The organism is Sporofaciens musculi (genome assembly GCF_009830285.1).
In the GTDB taxonomy this organism is placed as follows: Bacteria; Bacillota; Clostridia; order Lachnospirales; family Lachnospiraceae; genus Sporofaciens; species Sporofaciens musculi.
Map to the genome: position 1 here is coordinate 183203 of NZ_WUQX01000001.1, position 25479 is coordinate 208681.

Below are 25479 nucleotides of genomic sequence, written 5' to 3' on the forward strand. Positions count from 1 at the left end.
CAGCGATATGCGGGAACAGGAGTTTAAAGCAAGGGATAAAACTGTAAATAAAATGAGCCGTGATGGTCTGGTGGAAGAAAACCTGCAGAAGAAAGATTCTGTCCGGGTAAGCCAGAGGGAGCTGGGCAGCCTGACATTGCCTGGACAGGCGGTTGATTCTATTAATTTCCAAAAAGAAAGGGCAGATGCTAACAGGCATGGGCAGAGGGACAATATTTCTCCCGATGGGGAAAATCCCACAAAGGCAAGCAGGCAGCAACGGCAGTCTGCAAAAAAGCGGCGGCTGTACGAAGCGCAGACAAGGAATGCTGTGCCTGAAGCGGCAAACGAACCGTTATCTGGATTGCATTTGCCGTCTTTACCAGAAAACCATACACATTCCGTGCAGGAGCAGGACAGCGGCGGGGATGTGGAACCGGAAGTCCCGGAGGCAGGTTCGGTTCGGGGACTGTCGGAACATTCCTCACGCATGGGGAGCATCCGAGGGCATCCGTCCAGCGGAAGGAACTATGTTGAGGCGGTGGTGGAAACAAGCCACAACCGGAAGAAAAAGCTGGTGCAGTCACATTTCCAAAAAGAAAATGGACAGCAGGCAGGCGATGAAGATGGCAGTAAGGATTCCGGGAAAAAAGATACCCGATACCGGGAGACATCAGGGGATGCGGGAGAATCTTTTGATTCTGCCCGTGAAAGCATTAAGAAAAAGCAGAAACGGGAGCAGCTACATAAGGAACAGAAAAAGCAATCCACCAGACTTTCTTTCGATGATGATGAAGGCGGCATGGTACACGGGGCAGGCGTGGGGATCGGTAAAAAGGCTGCGTCTGCGGCGTCACATTCCATGTCAGCCTATGCACACGGGAAAGTGCATGAAGCGGAGCAGGATAATTCAGCGGCAGAGGGCGCACACCGGGCAGAGGTTATGGCTGAACATTCTTTACGCTATGCCATGCGTACCTCCCGCCGGATGGTGCAGAGGAAGCTTTCCCGGTGGAGGGAATCCCCGGAAGGGGAAGGCGTGAAAAGCCGCCTTCAGTTTGAAGCTTCACAGGAAACGGCAGAATCCATAGGAAAGCAGTTAGAAAAAACAGAGCAGGCAGAGAAAACAATCTGGAAAAAGTTCTGGCAGAAACAACGGATTAAAAAATCCTACCAGGCGGCAAAGCGGGGCGAGAAAACAACAGCGGAGGCGGCAAAAGCCACACAGCCCGTATTTGAAAGGATAAAGAGCAAAGCAGCGTTCGTCTTAAAAAATAATAAAGGGATATTTGGGGCAGCGGCAGTCATAGGGCTGCTTTTTTTGATGCTGTCGGCAGGACTGTCAAGCTGCAGTGCCATGATTGAGGGGGCGTCCTCCAGTATCATCGGCTCCACCTACCCAAGCACGGATGAAGATATTTATGATACGGAAAATGCGTATGCGGCATTGGAAGCCGCCTTAGACAGACAGATCAACAACATGGAATCCACCCATCCGGGATATGACGAATACTGGTATCAGGTAGACGAGATTTCCCATAATCCTTACCATCTGATTTCCTATTTCACTGCGAAATATGGGGAGTTCACTTACGAACAGGTAAAAGACGAAGTGGAGGAAATTTTCCGGGAGCAGTACAGCCTGTATGTGGATGAAGCGGACGATACAGTGACGGAGACAAAAACCGTTCGTGTCGGGGAATCTCTGGGGCAGGTGGTAACGAGCGGGTATTGTAACTGTTCCATCTGTTGCGGTGCATGGTCAGGCGGGCCGACTGCCAGCGGCGCATATCCTACGGCAAACCATACGATAGCGGTGGATGCCGCCAATCCCTTTGTGCCGATGGGGACGAAGGTTGTGATGAACGGCGTAGAGTATGTGGTGGAGGACACCGGGGCATTTGCCCGGTACGGGGTACAGTTTGATGTTTATTATGACAGTCATTCCGCTGCGTCTGCCCACGGGCATCAGACCTGGGAAGCGTTTATTGCGGATGATAATGGCAGTCAGGAAGTGGAAGTGACCACAATGGAAGTGATTAACCGTTTGGAGGTGACGCTTACAAACCATAATCTGGATGCCGTCCTGCGCAGCCGCATGGATGAAAATGAGGAAAAGCGGTATGACCTTTACAACGGGACTTACGGCAACCGGAATTATTTATTTGACGTGGGAAGCCTGCCCGGTGGTGCTGGTTCGGATGGTTATGGGTATGAAATCCCGTCCGAGGCATTGTCGGATGAAAAGTTCGCAAGGATGATCCATGAGGCAGAAAAATATTTAGGCCGTCCTTATGTATGGGGCGGGGCTTCACCGAGTACCGGGTTTGACTGTTCTGGCTTTGTCAGTTGGGTAATCAATAACTGTGGAAATGGATGGAACGTGGGAAGGCAGACGGCAGAAGGCTTACGTGGGTGCTGCGCTTATGTATCGCCGGCACAGGCAAAACCAGGTGATTTGATATTTTTCCAAAACACCTACCCGACATCCGGCGCAAGCCATGTAGGGATTTATGTAGGCGACAATATGATGATCCACTGCGGTGACCCAATCCAATATACGAACATAAGTTCTGCATACTGGCAGCAACATCTGCTCGGATTTGGCAGATTGCCTTAAAGATGCTGTCTGGTAGGAATAAAGATTGACATTATGATAATAAAGTAAGACATTTTCACAAGAAAATAAAGGAGAAGAATGGATATAAAAAGAAACCAAATATACGAAACCGACTGCATGGAAATATTAAAAAGACTTTCAGATTCAAGTATTGATTTAATTATTGCAGATCCGCCGTATTTCCGCATGAAGGGAGAGTTTGATTTTGTTTTCCAAACCATCCCTGAATATCTGGAATGGTGCAGGGGATGGGTAGAAGAATGTTACAGGGTATTGAAACCAACGGGGGCATTTTACTGTTGGGGAAGCTGCCAGACAATTGATAAACTTTCGGTTCTTGTCTTAGACCGGTTTGATTGGATTAAACGGAACCTAATTGTCTGGAATTTTTCGACAGGACGGCCGGGTAAAGCATCTTATCGGTATGAAAGTGAATTCCTTTGGTTTTACAGTAATCCCCTGCATGAAATCAATCAGGATAATATCCGTATTCCTTACCATGCCGGAGGTGAGAAAGATAAAAGAAAAAATCCAAAAGGGAAAACCTGTGGGAATGTATGGGAATGCCCAAGGATTATGCCGAATTACCGGGAAGCAACAAAACATCCGACACAGAAACCGGAAAAGCTGTCTGAAAGAATTTTATTGGCCAGCAGTTCTCCGGGGGATTTAGTATTGATACCATTTGCTGGATCAGGTACGGAAATTGTTTCCTGCATGAAAAAGAAAAGAGATTTTATTGCGGCAGAGATAAATCCGGCATATGTGAGGGAAATTATTCTGCCACGATTGGAAACAGTGAAAAAGGAGGGATTTTTTGAATAAAAAGCTACATCGCGTCTTGGATGAAATTCAGAAAACGGAAGAAAAGATTGCCGCATGGCAGGAGCATTTAGGGGAACTGAATGTCCAGAAGGAAATGCTGGAGGATGCAGAGATCATTAAGAGTGTCCGTGCTATGCGGCTTGGAAGCCGGGAATTGTTATCTGTCTTGGAGGGCATACAGAATGGGGCAGTCATACTTACTGAGAAGCTGGAAATGACGGATGGTTCTGACAGTAATGAAAGTACAGAGCCGGAGAACCTATCAGAATTAGCAGGGGGTATGGGTATGATGGAAACGGCAGAGAGCCGGACGGAAACAGCAGAGGGGATTATCTGCAGAACAGGAATTGCCGGAAGATACGGCAACGGAAAGGGAGGATTTTTAAGATGAAGGATAAAATCAAAAAATATCTGATGGTGGTTACAATGGCCGTGGGGATTCTGTCCTCTGCGGCCATGCCTGCATTGGCGTATACGGGCGGTGCAGAGCAGACGGAAGGTGATAGTTCAAATGCAGGAACCGTCACCGGGAATATCAGCGTGGAAACAGAAGATTCAGAGGATGAGCCAATCACAGAGGAACCGTCAGACACAGAGGATTCAGAAGAGGAAGAATCACAGGGCAGGGTGCAGGGGACGCCGTTCTCTGTGCCAGGGAACGGGCAGTTGGTGGATGATAAGACAGATGATGAAAGCAAACAGTTCTTAACGATCCAGACCAAAAACGGCAATACCTTCTTCATGGTATTAGACCGTTCCAACAATACGGAGAATGTCTATATGCTGTCCATGATTGATGAAAATGACCTGGCAGAGTTTATCGGGGAAACGGAAAAAGAGCCGGAACAGGAACAGCCTTCCGTAGTCATCCCGGAAACAGAACAGCCATCTGTGCAGGAGGAAACAGAAACGGAAACAGAGGAAGCGCCGGAAGAAAAGAAAGGCGGCATGAATACGGGTGCCCTGCTTGCGGTAATCGTGCTTTTAGCTGGCGGCATCGGAGGTTATTATTATTTTAAAGTGCTGAAACCAAGGCAGGACGGGGACGAAGCGGACGGTGAGGATCTGGAATTTTACGACGGCGGCGCATACGTCAATGAAGATCAGGAAGATTCTGATGAAGAAGGGGAGGATGAATAATGTTTTTGGTCATTGCGGAGAAACCGAGCGTATCACAGAGTCTGGCCAGGATTCTTTCCGCCGGGGAGCGGGAGGACGGCTATCTGTTCGGGAAAGACTGCATTGTAAGCTGGTGCCTGGGGCATCTTGCAGAATATGTTTCCCCGGAGCATTACGATTCTAAATATGAAAAGTGGGAGTTTGCCGATCTCCCCATCGTGCCGGAACAGTGGGAATTATCCGTTGCAAAAGATAAGAAAAAGCAGTTTGCCGTCTTAAAAAAGCTGCTGAACCGGAGTGACCTGGATTACGTTGTCAATGCCTGTGACGCAGGCCGGGAAGGAGAACTGATCTTCAAGCGTGTCTATGACCTGTCGGGCAGTAAAATCCCGGTCAAGCGGCTGTGGATCAGTTCTATGGAGGACAGCGCAATCCGGGAAGGGTTTGCCAACCTGAAAGACGGTAAGGAGTATGAAAATCTCTGCGAAGCCTCCGTATGCAGGGCAAAAGCGGACTGGCTGATCGGGATGAATGCAACTAGGGCATTTACCACGAAATATTATAAGCGGCTGACCGTGGGGCGTGTGCAGACACCGACACTGGCAATGCTGGTGGAGCGGCAGGATGCCATCGACAGGTTTGTGAAGGAAGCCTATTATAAAGTGGCGGTTGAAGGGGATGGGATTCGTGCCGTATCGGAATCTATTAAGGATGAAGCGGAAGGCATTGCCCTGGCTGAAAAATGCAATGGGAAGTCTGCAGTTATCCGCAAAGTGGAGAAAATACAGAAGAAGAACCAGCCGCCGAAGCTCTATGACCTTACTACGCTGCAGAGGGAAGCGAACCGTTTCTTTGGGTATACGGCGCAGGAAACATTAAGGGAGCTGCAGGAATTGTATGAAGCAAAGTTAGTCACCTATCCCCGGACGGACAGCCAGTACATTACGGCTGATATGGAGCAGACAGCTTTAGAATTGTTGGATTTGTTGCCGGAGTTGCTGCCTTTCTTACAGGAAGAATCTATCGGGAAGAATGTCAGGCATATTATTAATAATGGCAAAGTTTCAGACCACCACGCATTGCTGCCGACAAAAGAGGCATTGGAGCAGGATTTTGAAGAAGTGTCGGAACGGCAGAGGAATATCTTCCGTCTGATCGGGCAGCGTCTGGCGCAGGCAGTGTCCGAAGAATGTATTTATGAGGAAACGGCGGTTACGGTGCTGTGCGGGGGGCATGAGTTTTCTGCAAAAGGAAAGGCTATTGTCCAGCCTGGATTTAAAAGGATTGAAGATGTCTTCCGTAATGCTGTGCAGAAAGGGAAGCAGGTGGAGAAAAACAGTACAGACGATACGGCAACCATTCCGGAAGGATTGCAGGAAGGGATGGGGATTGCAGAAGTCCGGGCAGGGAACAATCGGCATTACAGTTCCCCGCCGAAACCATATAGCGAAGACACACTGCTTGCCGCAATGGAACGTGCCGGGAATCAGGATTTTGACGAGGATACCGAGAAGAAGGGGCTTGGAACACCTGCAACTAGGGCAGCTATTTTAGAAAAACTGGTTTCCTCCGGCTATGCCAAGCGGAGCGGTAAGCAGATTCTCCCGACTGCAGACGGGAAGGAGCTGATTGCGGTACTACCGGATTACCTGAAATCTGCCGCCATGACTGCGGAATGGGAGAATAAGCTGCTTCTGATGGAAAAAGGGAAGATGGACAGCAGCGAGTTCTTACAGGAGATTACAGATTTGATTGATACGATGATTGCAGGGTGCAGCGCCATATCCGGGGAGGAACAGAGCCGTTTCCATCAGAGGGAAAGCGTTGGAACCTGCCCGGTATGCGGGAATCCTGTGTATGAGGGGAAGAAGAATTTTTACTGCAACAACCGGGAATGTTCTTTCTGCTTATGGAAAGAGAACCGCTATGTTTCCAGTATGAAAAAGCTGGTGGATAAGAAGATGGTAATGGATTTACTGGCGGAGGGGCGTACCCATGTGAAAGATCTCTATTCACAGAAAACAGGGAAAACCTTTGCGGCAGACCTGTTGATGAAGGCAGAGGATGGACGTGCGAATTTCAGCCTGGAATTTCCCAAGAATAAGGGAAATGCGAAATCCGGCAGAAACACAGGTAGAAATAAAAAATAAAGAACATACCGCCCTTGTATCTGGAAAAGTATTGTGTATAAGGCAACTTTCCGGTGCAGGGGCGATATTTGATATGGAGGTTTTATATGGCAATGTTAAATGAAATCCGTGGGCTTGCGGAGTATGAGGCAAAGGCTGTCACCAGTTCCCCGCGGGACTGGATGAATTATCTGGATACGGCTGCAAAGCTGTACCGCTATTCCTTCCCGGATACGCTTTTAATCCATGCGCAGCGCCCGGATGCGACCGCCTGTGCATCGTTGGAACTGTGGAATGGGAAGATGAACCGGTGGGTGAACCGTGGGGCAAAGGGGATTGCGCTGATCGACGATACCGGGCCGACACGGAGGCTGCGGTATGTATTTGATATTTCCGACACCCATATGGTGCGTGGCGGCAGGACGCCGAACCTGTGGAGGATTGAAGATGCACAGAAAAAGGACATCCTTGGCCATCTGGCGGACACTTACGGGCTGTCAGAAGTGGACAGCGCAGACCTGCCGTTTGCTTTATCCGAAATTTCCCGCCAGTTGACGGAAGAAAACTTAGAGGAAGCGATGGACGGTCTTCTATATGAAACGGAGGGGACATTCTTAGAGGGGCTGGACGGGGACACGATCCGTGTGGAGTTTCGGCGGCTCCTGATGAACAGCGCCTTTTATACGCTGGCTGTCCGCTGCGGCCTTGACCCGATGGAATATTTGGAGGAAGAAGATTTTTCGGCAATTACTGATTACAATGCGCTGCCTGTGCTTACCTTCCTTGGGAATGCCACAAGCCAGCTTGTGGAGCCTGTCCTTGTGGACATTGGACGGACAGTGCGGAAAATCCTTATAGAAGAATTACAGAAATCGGTTGCAAATAAAGAGGACATCGGTTATAATGAATTTAGCGCTTTAAAGCATGAAAGTGAAAACAGAGAAGGAGGAAATGAGAATGGAACTGACTTACCACCGCAAAGGGGATTACCTGTTCCCGAACCTGACGATAGAGGAACCGAAAGTGGCCATCGGGAAGTACGGGATGCTGCGCCGGACGTTCCTGAAGGAGAACCGGAAGGGATGGTATCAGAGTATGATGCTGTCGGGGAAACTGGACAGGCACTTGATGGAGATCGAGCAGGCAGCGACGGAGAGGATGGAAACCCTGATGAAAGGGTTACTGGAGAAATACCCGGCTCCGGACAAGGAGAAAGACCAGATGGCGTGGGCAGCACATATGAATGGACTGACGGCAATGGCGGAAGAGAGCATCTTGAAGGAATTGGTATACAGCTAAATGAGGAAACAACAGAACAGGATCTGAGTGAAGCAGAGGAGAAACAAGCCTCTGCTTTATCTTTGCCCGATTTACCGACCGTGGAACAGCAGAAACGGGAGATTGAGGGGCGGATGCAGGCTTTGTATGCCGGGGAGGTTGCGATCCCTGCGGATGTGATAGATGAAGTTTTACGGAACGGCAGCAACCGGGACGGGAGCCAGCTTAGGATCATCTATAATTTTATGATAGACCAGACGCCGGAGGAATATACGGAGTTTGTCCGCAGGGAGTATGGCACAGGCGGCATCGGGCTTACCATAGGCGGCACAGAGTATTCTGTCTGGTATGACGAGCTTGGGATGCAGGTTGCCGTAGGGCATACGGTGACAGACCGGATACTGGATAAGGCATTTTTATCCTGGGAAGGTGTGAGCGGGCGTATCCACCAGCTTTTGAAACAGGGGGAGTATGCGCCGCAGGAGGTATTGGACGTCGCAAGGGATAACGCTTTGAATGAACACGCAAACGCACTCGCCTATCTGTATCAGGATATGGCGGATGGCGTTGCGGAGCTTGTATTTGAAGATGTGGAGGTATTCCGTGGCGGGTTCCCGGATAAAGTGGAACGGTTGCAGGCATTGTTGGCGCAGCCGGAATTTTTAAAGGACTTGAATGAACGTCTGGCAGGGCTGGCAGAGGCATATTCTTTGGACAAGGAGATTATGCGGTTCCACTTTTACCGTCCAGACAGGGTGTGCGAAAAATTTGAGAAGTTTGCAAAGGAAGCCGTACCATATCAGGCGAGGGACGGATTTGCATGGGAGGAACACCCGGTTTTTATCACAGAGGATGAGATTGACGCTTTTCTGCGGGGAGGCGGCGCATATTCGGACGGGCGGCTGGCTACTTATGCGTTTTTTATCCAGGATAAGACGGACAAGGAAAAAACAGACTTTATAAAAGAAAGATACGGGATAGGCGGCCAAAGTCATGCGCTGTCCGGTGCAGACCATTCCCATGCGGATTACAGCGGGAAGGGGTTGAAGCTGGCGAGAGGCTCTTATAGTAAGCCGGATGTGGAAATCTTATTAAAATGGCCAAAAGTGGCAAAACGGGTAACGGCTTTGATTGAAAACGGCACTTACCTGAAACCATCTGATTATTCCCGGATGCCTGTTTATGAGCGGGAGCGGATGGCAGGCAGGGTAATCAATTTTTATTACCATATGCCGGATGAAATTGAGCGGCCGTTTACAGACAATTTCCTGCATGAAGAGGCAAGGGAGGAACTGCCGCTTTTACTGGAAAATCCTAACACTGCGGAACAGCTCTTGGCAGATATGGACGCTGCCTTTGCCGCACTGCCGTTGGATTTTGAAGATTATGAGAAGCGGGCGCAGATCCTTACTGACCTCCACGGTTATGTGGAAGGGACATATACGATTTTCCCGGAACGGAAAAGAGAAGAAGTACAGATTGAAAATGGAGGGCAGTTATCCCTCTTTGATTTTATGGTTCCAGAAAAAACGCCAGAAAAGCAGGAAGAAACAAAAGAACCGCAAAAAAAGGCAGAACTAGGAATTAAGAGTGCGGAACCAGCAGAAGATAGCAGCGGCTCCGGCGAAACCAGGAAGTACACTTACGCAGTGGGGAACTTTATATATCTGGATACGGATAAGTTACACCGCATTACAGAAATCAAGAATCAGCACATATCGGTAAAAGATATGGAACATCCAGACCATAAAGAAAGCATAATATTTCTTGATTTATATGATGGGAGGTTAGATGTCTGCCCGGAACTGAACCGGCATCTGCTGATTGGCGGAAATGCATTAGGGAGGGACAGCCGGGCTATTTACAAAGAATGTCTGTATACTGCCCTTGCCGCCATTAAAAGCAGCGCAGCCTATGATGTCATCCGTTCCAGGGACGTAGATGAAGATATGGCGTATGATATTGTCCAGGAAGAACTGGACAATTTAATGGTGCGTAACAGGGAAAACGCCCCCGTTATGGCAGAAGCCTATGAGAACTGGGATGACTTCCGGGACTGGATGGCAGAGGATATTTTCCAGAGGACATACCAGGATTACCTTGTAGACAGCCGGGACGCCATTGCCCTGCATGAAAATGACCCGGAAGCACCGGAGTGGGCAAGGGGCATGGAGGTGGACGCAGAGTTACAGGAGATTGCGGCATTTCCAGAAGAAGCAAAGGAAAATTTGCGGGAAGCGGAAACGGCGGCAGGAGCAGAAACCGTAGATTCCACAAAATCCGCAGAACCGGATCTTATGCAAAGAAAACCAGGCATATTTGAATATGGGGGATTTCATTTTGAAGCCGTTGGGAAACTGCAGGAAAACTTCAACACACAGGACATTATCCGGAATACCGGGTCGCATAACGAACTTGGCATATCTGATTATGAAGATGGGGAGCATCTGTATTCGCACAGCAGCTTTTATGAAGCAAGCACAGACAAAACCGCAGATGTTTTCCGGTGCGTGGAAACGGGGAAGAATTATCTTCCAGGGGAGCATGAGCTGTTTGAGTATGTGGGGGAATTTATCCCTTTTATACAGCAGGAAAAGCAGGCGGAAGAAGCGGAGCTGCCACAGACGGGCGTAGCGTTTTCTGATCCGGAAGAATTGCAGGAGGAACCGGATGATGAGGAATACGATCTGATTGAAAACAGGCTGTTCCTTGCAATGGAGGAAGCGGACGTATATTTGGATGATTTTTCGCCGGAGCAGGTGGATGTGATTTATGAAGCAGCGGAGAAGGGCTTAAATCTTGTACCGATGCTGAACCCGGAGTTCCCGCCAGAGCAGATGCAGTTGATTGCTGACGTGATGGAGCGGATGGCTGCTAATGAGCAGGCAGCGTTTGGGAATGAGATCAATCCCCTGACAAACCATGTAATGAATCCCGAAGAGATCAACCACATCCGCAAAGACCGCAGATTACCTTTAGAGCCTGTTGCCGTAGATGGGATAGATGGAGCCGGAGAGATCGGAAACGGCAGTACCCGGCAGGCTGGAAGGGGAGAACTGTCACCGGAACTGGAACGCAGGGAAAAAATAAATTTCCATATCACCGACGATGACTTAGGCGCAGGCGGCCCGAAGCAGAAGTTCCGTGCCAACATGGACGCAATCCTTCTCCTGAAAACGCTGGAACAGGAAAGCCGACTTGCCACGCCGGAAGAACAGGAAACCTTATCACATTTTGTCGGATGGGGCGGCATCCCGGCAGCGTTTGACGATAAGAATGAAGCGTGGGCGGCGGAGTATGCGGAGCTGAAAGCGGCGCTGACGCCGGACGAATACCGGGAGGCAAGGGCGTCCACATTAAATGCGTTCTACACTTCCCCTACGGTCATCAAGGCAATGTATGAAGCATTGGGGAACATGGGATTACAGAAGGGCAACGTATTGGAGCCGTCCTGCGGGATTGGGAATTTCATGGGATTAGTGCCGGAGACTATGGACGGGCTGAATATGTACGGCGTGGAGATTGACAGCATTTCCGGGAAGATTGCAAAGCAGCTTTACCAGAAAAATAATATCTCCGTGCAGGGCTTTGAAACCGCCGCATACCCGGACAGCTTCTTTGACTGTGTGGTCGGCAACGTGCCGTTCGGCGCTTATAAGGTGGCAGACCGCAGGTATGACCGCCACAACTTTATGATACATGACTATTTTATCGCAAAGTCACTGGATCTGGTGCGTCCGGGCGGCGTGGTGGCGGTGGTGACGTCAAGCGGCACGATGGATAAGCAGAGTGCATCCGTTCGCCAGTATATAGCCAACCGCGCAGACCTGCTTGGGGCAGTCCGCCTCCCCAACAATGCGTTCCAGAGGAATGCCGGAACGGGTGTTGTTGCGGATATTTTATTCTTCCAGAAACGAGACCGGGCGTCCCTGGAGCAGCCGGGGTGGGTGGAACTTGGCACGACATCAGATGGGCATACGGTCAATTCCTACTTTGTGGAACACCCGGAAATGGTGCTTGGAGAATTTACCAAAGAAAGCACACAGTACGGAAAACAGGAAACTACGGTGAAACCGATAGAGGGCGCTGTCCTTGCGGAGCAGTTGAAGGAAGCGGTGAAGCATATCCGGGGGACGATTACGGAGCTGGAGTTGGAAGATTCCGAATTAGAGGAAACCGTAACATCTATCCCGGCAGACCCATCCATCAAGAATTTCAGCTTTGCAAACGTGGACGGGAAAGTATATTACCGGGAAAATTCTGTTATGAATTTAATGGAGCTGCCCGCTTTAACAACAGAGCGTGTGCTTGGGATGATTGAACTGCGCAATCTGACGCAGGCACTTTTGCAGTGCCAGATGGAGGATGGCAGTGATGCGGAAGTTGCCATGCTGCAGAAAGAATTAAACACGCATTATGATCGGTTTACCGCACAATACGGCCTGATCAGCAGCAATGCCAACCGGAGGGCCTTCTCCCAGGACAGCAGCTATTGCCTGTTAGCGTCTTTGGAACTGGTGGACGAGGAAGGGAAGCTAAAGCGGAAGGCAGATATTTTTACGAAACGTACTATCCGTAAAGCGGTGCCGGTGACAAGCGTGGATACTGCCAGTGAAGCCCTGGCCGTTTCCATCGGGGAGCGGGCAAGGGTGGACGTGCCGTTTATGGCAGAATTATCCGACAAGACAGAATCCGAAGTCACAGAGGAACTGGCGGGGGTAATTTTTAAAAATCCGCTGACAGACCGGTAGTGTAAAGTAGCCTATGAAAAACTGGAGTCAAAAAAATAGGCTCCATTAGAACTTTGATAATTGTAGATACGATAGATTTTGGCAGTGTCCGCCACCCTTGACGGCACACCAAAACAATGCTCTGAACGTCTTACCGACGGCGAAGAACTCAAGAACAGATACCAGTTTCTCCGTCTGATTCACAGCATTGTAGCATTGTTTTGGCGTGCCATCAAGGGCAGGTCCCTTCGGGATGGCTAGGTAATTACCTCTGGCTCGGAATCTAAGAACAGATGTGGGCTTAGCCCTGTTGCTGCTTTAAGAGTTCCTGTTGGCCCAGATAGATCAGGAGTTGCCATTTGCCGGGCATATTCCCAGCGCCTTCCAGCAGTTCCACTTTATTCAGCGGTTCCCTGCCGCCGGATTTCTCATGAGGACGCAGGAAGTTATAGTAAGCGACCCAGAGAGAAACGCTGTGTATTGCACCGCCATCCGTACCGTAACCGCAGGTGACACGATAAGATTCCCTGAATGTACGGTTCAAGCGTTCGATCACCTGTTTGAATGGCCGGAATTTTTTGGATACTTCGTCGTCATTGGTAAGGCCGATCACCTGCGTGATGAATACGTCCCAGCCTTTTTCAATCTTGAACTGCTGGGCGGCAAGCGGATACGCGCTGTATCCGTCAGCAATGAATTTCAGGGTTCTGTCAGGGAATTCCTTAAATTTATCAAATGCCATGCGCATGGTAAGAATACAGGGGCCGACATCTCTTGAAGTTGAGACCTGATAGCCGAGGATGGAGCGAGTTACTTTGTCCATGATGAGCCAGACATATGCTTTTATACCTTTGATTTTGATGTAGGTTTCATCAGCAGCAAGTTCGTTGGAAGGATTGTAGTCATAGGAATCTACAAAGGGACGGATGATGACAGCGGCTGTTTTGGCATAATTGTTGACCATGGTATGTGAAATGTCAATACCATGGATTTCTTTAAGGGCCTGTACGGTCTGCCGGAGAGAGAGTTTTAAGTTTACCCGGTAGGTAAGGCACAGCCCCATGATATAGGCGTTGTTTTTCTTATATCTGAAGGAGGTTGCCCACTTTGGGAGCTGGTTTAGTTCCATATCAAAAAAGTTTACAGAAAACTCGCGGTAAAGATAACGTAGTTTATATTTCCAGTATTCGGATTGCGGAAGCCCTTTAGGAAGCTTTGTGAGATTCCGCCGGTAGTAAGGACAGCTGTCGTTGACACACTTATGGATACGGAAATGTTTCCGGTCTTTGACAGGCTTTAGGGCATGCCCGCAATAAGGGCACTGTAGTTTGAACGGGGATGTTACTTTTTCACCGTTGACAAAGGTTTGCCCGCAGATCTTGCACTTAAACTGTCCGCGGCCGCCAGAGTTGTCATAGATATAGTCATGAGGGGCGCCGCAGAGAGGGCAGGCGGTATCAGTCGGAACGTTACGGGGTTTGCCTTTCTGGGGTTTGACAGGTTTTACGGCTTTGCCATAGCGGAGGAGGTAGTATCCGTTCCAGAGTTGCCAGTCCTGTTTGATGAATGGTTTGATGACAGGAAGTTTATCCGTGAGGAACTTTTGGTATTTAGGGCTGTGGAGTTCATCGTGAGCCCACTGCTTAAGAGGAATGTATCTGCAAATAAAAAGAATGAGCCAGCAAATTTGCTGATATTGTTCTTGAATGATTTTAAGTAAATATAGTATAATGTTATCCATAAAGCAATGATTTACCTTTCGTATTTTGTTGAGTGTGGTGCTTACATTATACACGAAAATAGGGGATCATTGCTTTTTTAGTTGTAAAAAGCTAAAAATTCCCTGAAAACATGAGGTTTTTAAGAAAAATAGGATTGTAATACTTTACAATACCGACAGACCAGTGGGAGGCATCGGATGAATATTTATCCGGCAATGTCCGGGAGAAACTTACGGTCGCAAAGCAGTTTGCAGAAAATCATCCGGAATATGGGATCAATGTGCAGGCATTGGAGCGTGTGCAGCCGAAAGACCTGGAAGCGTCGGAGATTGAGGTGCGGCTTGGGGCAACCTGGGTAGATCCGGTTTATATCACGGAGTTCATGGGGGAGCTGTTCCATACGCCAAGCCATTTATTAGAAAACCAGATTGACGTAAAGTATGCGAAAGTCAACGGCCAGTGGAACATTTCCGGGAAAAGTGCGGATTCCCGTGGAAATTCCCTTGTCACAGCCACTTACGGGACACAGCGGGCAAGCGGCTACCGCCTGTTAGAAGATGCGCTGAACCTCAAGGACACAAAAATCTTTGATACGGTTGTGGAGGACGGCAAGGAAAAACGTGTCCTGAACAAAAAAGAAACCATGATCGCACAGCAGAAGCAGGAAATGATAAAGGAAGCCTTCAAGGAGTGGATTTTCCGGGACATTGACCGGAGGGAGGATTTGTGCAGGAAATACAACGATTTATTTAACAGCGTCCGTCCCCGTGAATACGACGGGAGCCATATCCAGTTCGCAGGCATGACACCAGAGATCACGCTGATGCCCCACCAGAAAAATGCGGTGGCGCATATTTTATATGGAAACAATACGTTGCTTGCGCATTGTGTAGGGGCTGGCAAGACATTCCAGATGATTGCCGCCGGGATGGAGAGCCGGAGGCTTGGGCTGGCACAGAAGAACCTTTATGTCGTGCCGAACCATCTGACCGAACAATGGGGCAGCGATTTTCTGCGCCTGTATCCGGGTGCAAATGTCCTGGTTGCCACGAAAAAGGATTTTGAGCCTGCAAACCGAAAGAAGTTCTGTTCCCGTATCGCAACAGGTGATTACGATGCCATCATTATCGGGCATAGCCAGTTTGAGCGCATCCCCCTTTCCAGGGAACGGCAGATTGCTGCCATCGAACGGCAGATGAACGACATCACGGCGGCGATTGCAGAGCTGGCAGAGGAAGAAGGCACACGCTACAACATTAAGCAGATGGAAAAGACGAGGAAAACACTGGAAACAAGGCTTGCGAAGCTGAATGACCAGAGCCGGAAGGATGATGTGGTGACATTCGAACAGTTAGGCGTGGACAGGCTGTTCGTAGACGAGAGTCACAACTATAAAAATATGTTTTTATACACAAAGATGCGCAATGTTGCCGGGATTTCACAGACGGACGCACAGAAAAGCTCCGATATGTTCATGAAGTGCCAGTATCTGGACGAGATTACTGGAGGGAAGGGCGTCACTTTTGCAACCGGGACTCCTGTGTCGAATAGCATGGTAGAGCTATATACCATTATGCGTTACTTGCAGTATGACACCATACAGAGGATGGGTCTGGGGCATTTTGATTCCTGGGCGGCGGCTTTTGGCGAAACGGTGACAAGTATAGAATTAAGTCCTGAAGGCACAGGATACCGGGCGAAGACAAGGTTTGCCCGTTTTTTTAACCTCCCGGAGCTGATCGCATTATTTAAGGAGAGCGCCGATATTCAGACAGCGGATATGCTTGATCTTCCGGTTCCCGAAGCGGAATATATCAACGAAGTGCTGAAACCAAGTGAAGAACAGCAGGATTTGGTTAGTTCTTTTGCGGAACGGGCAGAGGTCGTCCGTGCCGGGAATGTAGACCCGTCACGAGATAATATGTTGAAAATCACTAACGACGGGAGGAAATGCGCCCTGGATCAGCGGCTTATCAATGACATGCTGCCGGATGCGGAGGAAAGCAAGGTCAACCGCTGCGTGAATAATGCTTTTAATATTTGGGAAAAGACTTCGGCAGACAAAGGCACACAATTAATTTTTTGCGACCTGTCTACGCCAAAAAACGACGGCACGTTCAACGTTTATGACGATGTGCGGGAAAAGCTGGTGGCGAAAGGGATCCCCAGGGAGGAAGTGGCGTTTATCCATGAGGCCGGGACAGAAACGAAAAAAGCGGAATTATTTTCAAAGGTACGCTCCGGGCAGGTGCGTATCCTGCTTGGCTCTACGCCGAAGTTAGGAGCCGGGACAAATATACAGGACAGGCTTGTTGCCCTACACCACCTGGATGCGCCTTGGAAACCGGCCGATTTAGAGCAACAAGAGGGCCGTATTCTTAGGCAGGGGAACCAAAATGATAAGGTTCAGATCTACCGGTATGTTACCGAAAATACATTCGATGCCTACATGTGGCAGATCCTAGAGAACAAGCAGAAGTTCATCAGCCAGATCATGACCAGCAAATCCCCGGTACGTGCCTGTGAGGACGTGGACGATACGGCGTTAAGCTATGCGGAGATCAAAGCCCTTGCTACGGGTAATCCCTACATCAAAGAGAAGATGGATCTCGACATCCAGGTGAGCAAACTGAAACTTTTAAAGGCAAACCATACCAGCCAGAAATACCGTCTGGAAACGGAGATTGCAAGGAATTACCCGGTAAAGATTACTGCATTAAAAGAGCGGATTGCAGGCTTAAAAGCAGATGCAGAGGACGTGAAGCCAATCCTTGAGAAAGAAAAGGAAAAAGACGATTTCTCCATCGTTATCGGCGGAAAAACCTACACAGATCGGAAGGAAGCAGGGACAGCACTGATAGCAGCCTGCGCCGGGCTGAAAGCAGTGGATGCGGCCGGGCAGGTCGGAGAGTTCTGTGGGTTTAGGCTGTATTCTGACTTTGACAGTTTCAACCAGGTTTACAAGCTGACCATTAAGCGGCAGTGCAGCTACCAGATTGAAGTTGGGAAAGATCCGTTAGGGAACCTGCAGCGCATTAGCAATGCACTCTCCGGGATTGGGAAGAAGCTGACGGAATCCGAATTGAATTTGGAAACTGTACAACAGCAGCTTGCCACGGCAAAGGAAGAAGTGGAGAAGCCTTTTGCAAAAGAGGAAGAATTAACGGAGAAGATGGAACGGCTGTCGGAATTAAATGCTTTGCTGAACATGGATGATAAAGGGCCATCGGAAGCGTTGGGTATGGAGGAAGATGTGCAGGGAGTGGCAGATTGTCCGAAGAAAGCGGTCAACTATGCAGGTCGGGTGTCGGATGCTTCACGGATTGCAGATGGGTCAAGGAAGCCTTCGGTGCTTGGAAAGCTGAAAGAGGCAAAGGAAAGGATTGCCGGGAATCATAGGGACAGTCAGAAGCTGGAAAAGAAAAAGGAACAGGAATTATAAGTAGAGAAGCCATACCACAGTGAATGATGGGATGGCATTTTTTATGCGGGTAGCCGGGAATAATACAGAGTTTTTCCGGCTGTCTGTTTTTTGCAGATAAGTAGAGTGCCTGACAGTGCGCACTTTGCAGGATAGGCATAGCCTGTCCATGAAAGCAGAAAAATAAGCTGGATATGCCAGGAACCTGTTTTTTATATTTTTTGGGACAGTCCTATGGCATATGACGAAAAAGAATGGAGGGAATTTATAAGAATGGCCGGAAAACGGGAAGAGCAGTTGAAAGAGATTACGGAACGGCTGGAACAGGGCGTAAAGGATTTATTTACATCGGAAAAATATACGGAATATCTGAGAACCATGTCGCAGTTCCATAATTACAGTTTTAACAACACGCTTTTGATTGCGATGCAGAAGCCAGCGGCAACCTTGGTTGCGGGCCTGGCTACCTGGAACAAGAAATTCAACCGCCGGGTAAAGCGTGGGGAGAAGGGGATCAAGATCATTGCCCCTGCGCCGATCAGGGAAAAAGAAGAAGTAGAGAAATTTGACCCGGAAACAAATGAGCCGGTGCTGCGCCCAGACGGACAGCCGGAGACAGAGGAAGTGGAGCATTTCATCCCACGGTTCCGTGTGGCAACGGTATTTGACATTACGCAAACGCAAGGTGATCCACTCCCAGAGCTGGACACGCCGGAGTTGATGGGGAGTGTGGAGAACTTTGAGATTTTTATGGAAGCAATCCGGATGGTGTCCTCGGCTCCTATGCGTTTTGCAGAGATTGAAGGAGATTCCAAAGGGTATTATAGCAATGCCAATAAAGAAATCGTAATCCGGGATGGCATGAGCGAGAAGCAGACCATGAAAACAGCTGTCCATGAAGTGACACATGCCATGTGCCATGACCGGGATCTGATGGAGGAGCTTGGGGAAAAGAAAAACAAGATGACCATAGAAACGGAGGCCGAAAGCGTAGCCTTCACAGTCTGCAGTTTCTTCGGTTTCGATACGTCAGACTACTCATTCCCATATTTGGCGGGATGGGCCAGCAGCATGGAGATGAAGGAACTGCGCAGCTCTATGGATTTTATCCGGAAAACGGCAGGCACATTTATTGACGGCATGGTGGAGAACATCCAGATGCTGCAGAAAGAAAAAGCGGCAGAACGGGAACTGGCAGAAGATGATTTCGTATTCCAGTTTGCCCCGCTTGGGGAAGATACAAAAAAGTTCTACCTTGTAGATAATGTCGGGCGGGTAGATTTTCTAAGGCTGTTACATGACTTTGCTGACCAGAATGGGGGAAGTGGAAACCCGGAGCAGTTCTTAAAAGCCCATGGGGTACACCTGGATTTGTGGCGGGATTCGGAAGATGTGGAGAAAAACCAAGGGATGCCGGAATTTTATGATGTCCTGTATATGGATGCAGATCATATTGTGGATGCAGCAGAATTTTCTATTTTAATACAGGTGGAAATGATGATCAGCCGTGCGGAGTACGGGCATACCGCTTTGGGGAAGGAGGCGCATAATCTGGCTGTCCTGTATGCCTATAAGCTGGACAATCCAAGGGACACAAGGGAGCTGGTGAATAAACTTGCGGAGGCTGTGGAAAATCCAGAAGCGCATAATCTTCAGGAAATCATGGAGGACGCACAGGCAGAGATTGACTTCCTGCCCGACAACCAGACCGGACTTATGCAGATGCATGAATTTGGTTACCGCAATGATTCCATCCTGCCGCTTACAATAGAAAGGGCTGTTGCGCTGCACAATGCGGGGCTGCATATTTACAGCCTGCAGAAAGATGGGAGTTCAATTTTGATGAATACAGAAGATGATATTAGGGAAACCGGAGAAGATGGCATGTTCGGCATTGACGCAAGGGCATGGGAAAGTTACCAGGTGATGGAGTCTGTGCGTGAGGAACATGCAGGGCAGGAGCATTTGGACGAAGATATGCTTTTCAGCGACAGCCAAGACCGCTATGCCATCTACCAGATCAGGGATGACGGCAAAGGCAGGGAATACCTGTTTATGGGTACGGAATATCTGAAAGGGCAAGGGTTTTCGGTAGAATATGAAGATTACCGGATGGTTTACAGTGATGTGCTTAGGGAAAATGAAACGCTGGATTCCCTGTATGAAAAATTCAATATAGGGCATCCGTTGGATTTTACAGGGCATTCCCTTTCCGTCAGCGATGTAGTGGCCATAAAGAGGGATGGGGAGGTTACGGCACACTATGTGGATTCCTTTGGGTATACAGAGCTGCCGGAGTTCTTTTCACAGAGGGAGAAGACCATAGAGCAGGAAAAAGAAGCAGAGCCACAGGAAAGCAGCCTGCAGGAGCCGCAAAGAGACGATACAGAAAAGCAATATCAAGAAATAGAGATTTTTGAAGTCCCGGCATTATTTTCTAATGGAAGGATACCGGAAAAAGAAGTGCCATCTGAGCTTTACCGCTATGACCTGCGTGGTTCTGATTATGATCCGGGCATTCCGGTCACTGTGGAATATTATGTGGGAGTCAACCATGCCGGCACAATCCTCTCTTCGCTCTGTCTGCCTATCCCGGAAAGAGAGTATTTGTATCTTGGGGAAGAACTTAACTTTACTGGCGGGATGGCGACAATCGAACAGCTAAAGCAATCAGCAATAGCGCTCAATGAAAGCCTGGATACAAAAGAAAAAAACAAAAGCAGGAACAACGGATACAGAATTTGATAATTCATTCCAATGAGGAACTTTTATATACAGGTACAGATGATTGTTACGCTCTTTTTCAGATCAATGAAGATACGAAAGGCCGGGATTATTTACTTTTAAGTATGGAAGCGATCAAAAAAGACGGCTTAGAGGTGGATGGTGCGGATTATTCCCTGATTTATGGCGGCAGGCTCAAGCTATCAGATGATTTGGAAAGCGTCCGTACAGAAATAACATTTTCTCTCCCGGAAGGCTATACAGGGCATTACCCGACTACCGGTGATGTGATGGTTATGAACCGTAAAGGTAAAGTGACGGCTTATTTTTTGGATACTTATGGCCCTGTGGAACTGCCTAGTTTTATTGAACAGAGGAAACATGTACTGGAGGAAGAAGCAAAACGGCGGATTCCGGAGGAAGAAATGTATCCGCCACTTTATACGCACACCATTGCTTACGCAAAGGAACATGGAAGGATAGAGGATTACCGGGAATCAAGAAAGCTGAACCTGGACTGTAAAAAAGCAGTTGAGGACGCAATCCGGGAGAACTTTGATGGGATGCATCTGGCGCATGACGCCGCTAAGGGAGTCCTGGAGGAATATGGTGCAGAACGTGTGGTATTCATCCTTGCCAACACGGTACAGCATTTGGAGTATGACGGAAGGTTCTCCTTCGGGAATAAAGCGTGGGCAAAGGGTTATGAGATACCGGAAAACGTAAACCGGGGGATGGATATGAACGATGATTATGTGGTAAGTAGCCACCCGGCTGTGCTGGACGGGTTTATCGGGCTTGCGAGGGATGAGATACAGGAACAGGAGTTAGGGAAGGAAGAACGTGTGCAGATTAATGAGGAAACAAAAGGGTTTATTGTAAATGGGCATTTTGGCACATGGGATACAGTAGAAGCAAAAGAGATCAACGGCGAGCTATTTTACCGGATGGAACATGAGGAATACGGGGATTCTGTGGCCTCTATTATTGTCAATCAGCAAGGGGAACTGGTGGCGGAGGATCTGGAGCATGGGTTTGACCAGGGGGCAATGGAAGCCATTGGCGAGTATTTTTCGGAAAAGGGGATAGAAATGGAGCCAGAGCCGCCGTTCATTGCACAATACTATGTCATACAGAACGACAATGGAGGCAAAGCAGAAAGGGAATATCAGTATTTTGCAGATATAGATGCGGCGGTTGCTGCCTACCATCAGATCCCGAACCATATGGATAAGCGGCTTGGCATGGAGAGCAGCGAACAGCCGCCCTCCCGGATGTCATTGATTGAATGTAAAAATGGATTGGAAACACTTACGGACATAGAAAAATATTCCTTAAGCGGAAAATGGGTGTGTGAGGAAACAATGGAAGCGTCAAAGAAAGCAAAAGCGTATCTTGATAACTATGATACTGAAATTGCATACCAGACCGGAAAAGGGTATTTTTCCATCCAGACTGTTTCTGACGGCTACGACTATACGATTTACGGTAAGGATTTCCGGGAGATTGACGGAGGCGTGTATGACAATCCGGATATTTCCATCGGTGAAGCGATGGAAGCAATCCTTTCTGATGAAGGCATCCCTATGACAGCATGTAAAGTTATGGACTATGAAGAACTGCAGGAGAAAGCTGAAACAGCGGCACAGGAAGATCTGCAGAAGGCGCAGGCGAAACTGCCGCTTATTTCTGATATGACAGAGCCGGAGCCTGCCTTAAACGGCCAAAGCCGGGCAGGGATAGAGGAAACCGTACTCTGCTATGCCCAGGCGCAGATTGATGAGATGGGGCTGTCGGAGGAAGTGGAGCTGCTTGGCGCAAGGGTATATGGGAGCCGTTCCAGGGAAGGGCTGTACCATGAAGGCTCGGATATAGATGTGGTGGTGTCTTACAGCGGCGATTTGAAGGAGGATGCTTTCTTCAATGCGTTACATGAGGGGGATTTTAAGATAGCGGGAATCCCGATTGACATCAATCCAATCTCTACGGAAAAGACGGGGACGTTGGAAGAATATTTAAAGAGTGCGGAAGAATATCTGGACGAAAAACAGAGCCATATGGAGATTTCTGAAAATAACGGACAGACAGAGCAGGAGACAGCCATTACGTTTTATGTGGCGGAATGTACGGAGTTTCCCGTATTGGGTGAATACCATGAGCGGCTGGAAACACTGCAGGAAGCGATGGAACTGTATGAAAAAATTCCGGCAGAGAGGATGAATGGCATTAAGGGGATTGGCTTCCGCTTGGAGGATGGCAGCATCTATGACGGGAATTTTGACTTAATGGTGATGGGGGAAATGCAGACGGAATTTATCAATGAGATCCCCCAATACCGGGACAGCCCGTTAGTACAGAAGGCGATTGCGGATATGGAGGCAATCCTTTTGGAACGGAGGACGGAGCAGGAAGTATCGGGATCAGCAGAGAAAGAAGAACCGCAACAGCCAATGCCAAAGTTAAAAAAGGAAGAAAAAGCTGTGCAGACAGCGGAAAACAGGAACCCAGACACAGTGGCACAGGAATCCGGCAGAGATACGGCGGGAGTGGAAAAGCAATCTGCAGAACCGAAGAAAGCGTCTGAAAACGCCCCCAAAACAGACAGGAGCATATCCGGCGTTAGTAAAAAGCAGTCCGTCCTAAATGCCCTCCGGGAACGGCAGGCAAGGATGAAAGCGCAGGAGAAAGAAAAGCCGGGGCAGGAAAGACAGGGGCAGAAAGCACAGTCAAAGAAGAAAGGAGAACCGGAATTATGATGGTGAGGTTTGAGGAAAATGAATATTTCCTGATAGCAATGTTTCAGAAGGAAAGCAGGCAGGCAACCATAGAGGAAATACATAACGTAATCCCCTACATCGGCAGGGATGAAGAAATGCTCGCACTTATTAACAGCACATTGGAAAAGCTGTGGTTCCTTACGGATGAGGCATTTTTAAATCTGGATTTGGAACCATACAAAGAGGAGCCGGTGGAGGAGGAATGATGGATGTGAACCAATTTGCACTCTACCAGCTTAAAAATATCCCGGAAAACAGGCAGATACGATTCCGGGCTTACAGTATGCTGCAGGAAAAGGGAATCCAGATACAGTATAAGGACTATGAGCAGGTGTACCTGGCACGGATGCAGCCGGGAGACGAACCGGAACAGATCCGCAGGCGTTTCAATGAGAAACTGCCACGGACATTTCATGGCCATTCGATCAGCGTCAGCGACGTGCTTGTGCTGAATAAGGACGGCGTTGTGGTTTCCTACTATGTTGAGAAAGATGGGTTTACCGTCATAGCAGGGTTTATCCAGAAAGGTTCATCCGGCGCACTTGTGTCGATTGATACGTCAGATTTCCATATCGAAGGGAAAGAAGGGAGCTGGCACGCTTTTGACAGCATTATCATAGACGGCAGGCAGTTCTTCCTGATGGAGCATGAAACCTATGGGAAAGAAGTGGCATGGGTTGTGCTGGATGAAGAAGGGAAGATAATTGTAGACCATACATATCAGGGATTTGACCAGACGGCCTTACAGCAGATTAAGGATTACCTCAATCCACCGCAGCTTACCGCAGAGCCGCAAAAACAGGAAATACCCGATGGGAATATCCAGATGCCGTCCGGCAATACTATGGATAGGCCACCTATGGAAAACTGGCAGAAATATATGGAGAATGGGGAGTATCTCCGCAGTTCCGAGATAGAGGAAGAACAGAACTACAACATGATTGACGGCAGACGCAATAATATGTCTCCCAAAGGGAAGAATGGCAGGGCATCCGTCCTGGCAAAGCTGCGCCGCAAACAGGCGGAGATTGCAAAGCGGTATGGGAAGCCTGCGCAGCAGATGGCAATGGCAGAGGATATGGAGCGCAGACGGAAGTAAGGGATGGAGAAGTGTCTGGCGAACGCTGCCGGATGCTTCTCCCTTTTTATGTCTTGAACAATCGGGAGTTTCTCTGTATAATAAAACCATAACAGGCAGGGCATAGCTGATCTGCCAGGCCGATTGGCAAAAACCGGAACCGGGGTGATATTATGCAGGGTGAAACATTACAGGAAGAACCACAAGAGAAAACAGCGGAGAAAAAGGAGACATTTGCAAAATACACGGCGAAAGACAGTGTTTTCGGGGCGCTCTTCCAGGATAAGAAATATCTGATGCAATTATACCGTACACTCCACCCGGAGGATGCGGAGACGACGGAAGATGCGCTTACAGACATTACGATAAGGAACGTCCTCACGAACGGGATCTACAATGACCTGTGCTTCAGAGTGGGGGATAAAGTCATGTTTCTGGTCGAGCATCAATCTTCATGGACGATGAATATCATTATACGTGTGCTGATGTATTTAGTGCAGATTTACCATGATTACTTTGAGGAACAGGGTGCAGACTTATACGGGAGTAAGAAAGTCCATGTTCCAGTACCAGAGTTATACATGATTTTTACAGGAGAGCGTGCCGACAGGCCGGAAACGATCTCACTTTCTAAAGAATTTTTCGGTGGGAAGGAATGTGCCATTGAAGTAAAGGTGAAAGTGCTTTATGGCGGCAAAGGAAATGACATTATCAGCCAGTATGTAGATTTTACAAAAGTATATAATGAACAGGTGAAACAGTATGGAAGGAGCCGGGAGGCTGTCACGGAAACCATCCGTATCTGTAAAGACAGGGATGTGCTTCGGAAGTTTTTGGCAGGCAGAGAAAAGGAGGTTATATCTATTATGATGGCTTTGTTTGATGAAGAGAAGATCATGCGTACCCATATCGCAAGTGAAAGGCGTGAGGCCGCAAGGGAAGCAGTAAGAGAGGCAGTAGAAAATATGTTAAAGACTGGGAAAATGTCAGCTGAGGAAATCGCTGGGTATTTTACGGAGCTTTCCGTGGAAGATGTCCGGGAAATTGAAAAAGGGCTGTTACAAACGATATAATACCT

General features: G+C 48.6%; 13 protein-coding genes and 1 pseudogene. 13 read left to right on the forward strand and 1 reads right to left on the reverse strand.

Annotated features, from left to right (window positions below; all coding sequences use genetic code 11):
• The first annotated feature begins 7 nt into the window (after window positions 1–7).
• The 7 genes from GN277_RS00930 to GN277_RS00970 all read left to right on the forward strand — a co-directional run bounded on the left by GN277_RS00930 (window position 8) and on the right by GN277_RS00970 (window position 12941).
• Window positions 8–2599: a CD1108 family mobile element protein gene (locus tag GN277_RS00930; RefSeq protein WP_159756245.1), complete on the forward strand. Its 2592-nt coding sequence runs from the start codon at window positions 8–10 to the stop codon at window positions 2597–2599.
• Window positions 2600–2716: 117 nt separating this feature from the next.
• Window positions 2717–3424, forward strand: a complete 708-nt coding sequence (locus tag GN277_RS00935) for a DNA-methyltransferase (RefSeq protein WP_244324541.1) — start codon at window positions 2717–2719, stop codon at window positions 3422–3424.
• Entirely contained in the window at window positions 3417–3815 is a 399-nt protein-coding gene (locus GN277_RS00940; protein ID WP_159749070.1) for a DUF4315 family protein, read from the forward strand. Before GN277_RS00935 ends, GN277_RS00940 begins: the two co-directional genes overlap by 8 nt.
• Complete coding sequence (locus tag GN277_RS00945) at window positions 3812–4564, forward strand: CD1107 family mobile element protein (protein WP_159749072.1); 753 nt, start codon at window positions 3812–3814, stop codon at window positions 4562–4564. Before GN277_RS00940 ends, GN277_RS00945 begins: the two co-directional genes overlap by 4 nt.
• Window positions 4564–6693, forward strand: coding sequence for a DNA topoisomerase 3 (locus tag GN277_RS00950; protein WP_159749074.1), 2130 nt, complete (start codon window positions 4564–4566; stop codon window positions 6691–6693). Before GN277_RS00945 ends, GN277_RS00950 begins: the two co-directional genes overlap by 1 nt.
• 86 nt (window positions 6694–6779) lie before the next feature.
• Window positions 6780–12701, forward strand: a complete 5922-nt coding sequence (locus GN277_RS29690) for an Eco57I restriction-modification methylase domain-containing protein (RefSeq protein WP_456300582.1) — start codon at window positions 6780–6782, stop codon at window positions 12699–12701.
• A gap of 78 nt (window positions 12702–12779) precedes the next feature.
• On the forward strand, window positions 12780–12941 hold the full coding sequence (locus GN277_RS00970) for a hypothetical protein (protein WP_159748948.1): 162 nt from the start codon (window positions 12780–12782) through the stop codon (window positions 12939–12941).
• A 40-nt stretch (window positions 12942–12981) separates the two neighbouring features.
• On the opposite strand, the gene GN277_RS31965 is transcribed toward GN277_RS00970, so the two are convergent.
• A complete protein-coding gene (locus GN277_RS31965; RefSeq protein ID WP_159748950.1) occupies window positions 12982–14421 on the reverse strand; it encodes a DDE-type integrase/transposase/recombinase in 1440 nt (479 codons plus the stop codon).
• A 155-nt stretch (window positions 14422–14576) separates the two neighbouring features.
• Between GN277_RS31965 and GN277_RS00980 the strand changes: the two are divergent.
• From GN277_RS00980 to GN277_RS01005, 6 genes and pseudogenes are all read left to right on the forward strand, one after another.
• Window positions 14577–17843 (forward strand): annotated as a pseudogene (locus GN277_RS00980) (helicase-related protein); the annotation flags it as partial.
• A gap of 213 nt (window positions 17844–18056) precedes the next feature.
• Window positions 18057–20567 (forward strand): LPD28 domain-containing protein, encoded by a 2511-nt coding sequence (locus GN277_RS00985; RefSeq protein WP_159749078.1) that lies wholly within the window; start codon window positions 18057–18059, stop codon window positions 20565–20567.
• Between the two features lie 104 nt (window positions 20568–20671).
• Window positions 20672–23302, forward strand: a complete 2631-nt coding sequence (locus GN277_RS00990) for a DUF3849 domain-containing protein (RefSeq protein WP_244324544.1) — start codon at window positions 20672–20674, stop codon at window positions 23300–23302.
• Window positions 23299–23529 (forward strand): transposon-transfer assisting family protein, encoded by a 231-nt coding sequence (locus GN277_RS00995; RefSeq protein WP_159749082.1) that lies wholly within the window; start codon window positions 23299–23301, stop codon window positions 23527–23529. The genes GN277_RS00990 and GN277_RS00995 overlap by 4 nt, the downstream gene beginning before the upstream one ends.
• The gene (locus GN277_RS01000) at window positions 23529–24422 is read left to right on the forward strand and encodes a YodL domain-containing protein (protein ID WP_159756251.1); all 894 of its coding nucleotides are present in this window, start codon (window positions 23529–23531) and stop codon (window positions 24420–24422) included. Before GN277_RS00995 ends, GN277_RS01000 begins: the two co-directional genes overlap by 1 nt.
• Window positions 24423–24574: 152 nt before the next feature.
• On the forward strand, window positions 24575–25474 hold the full coding sequence (locus GN277_RS01005; protein ID WP_159749084.1) for a hypothetical protein: 900 nt from the start codon (window positions 24575–24577) through the stop codon (window positions 25472–25474).
• Window positions 25475–25479: the final 5 nt, after the last annotated feature.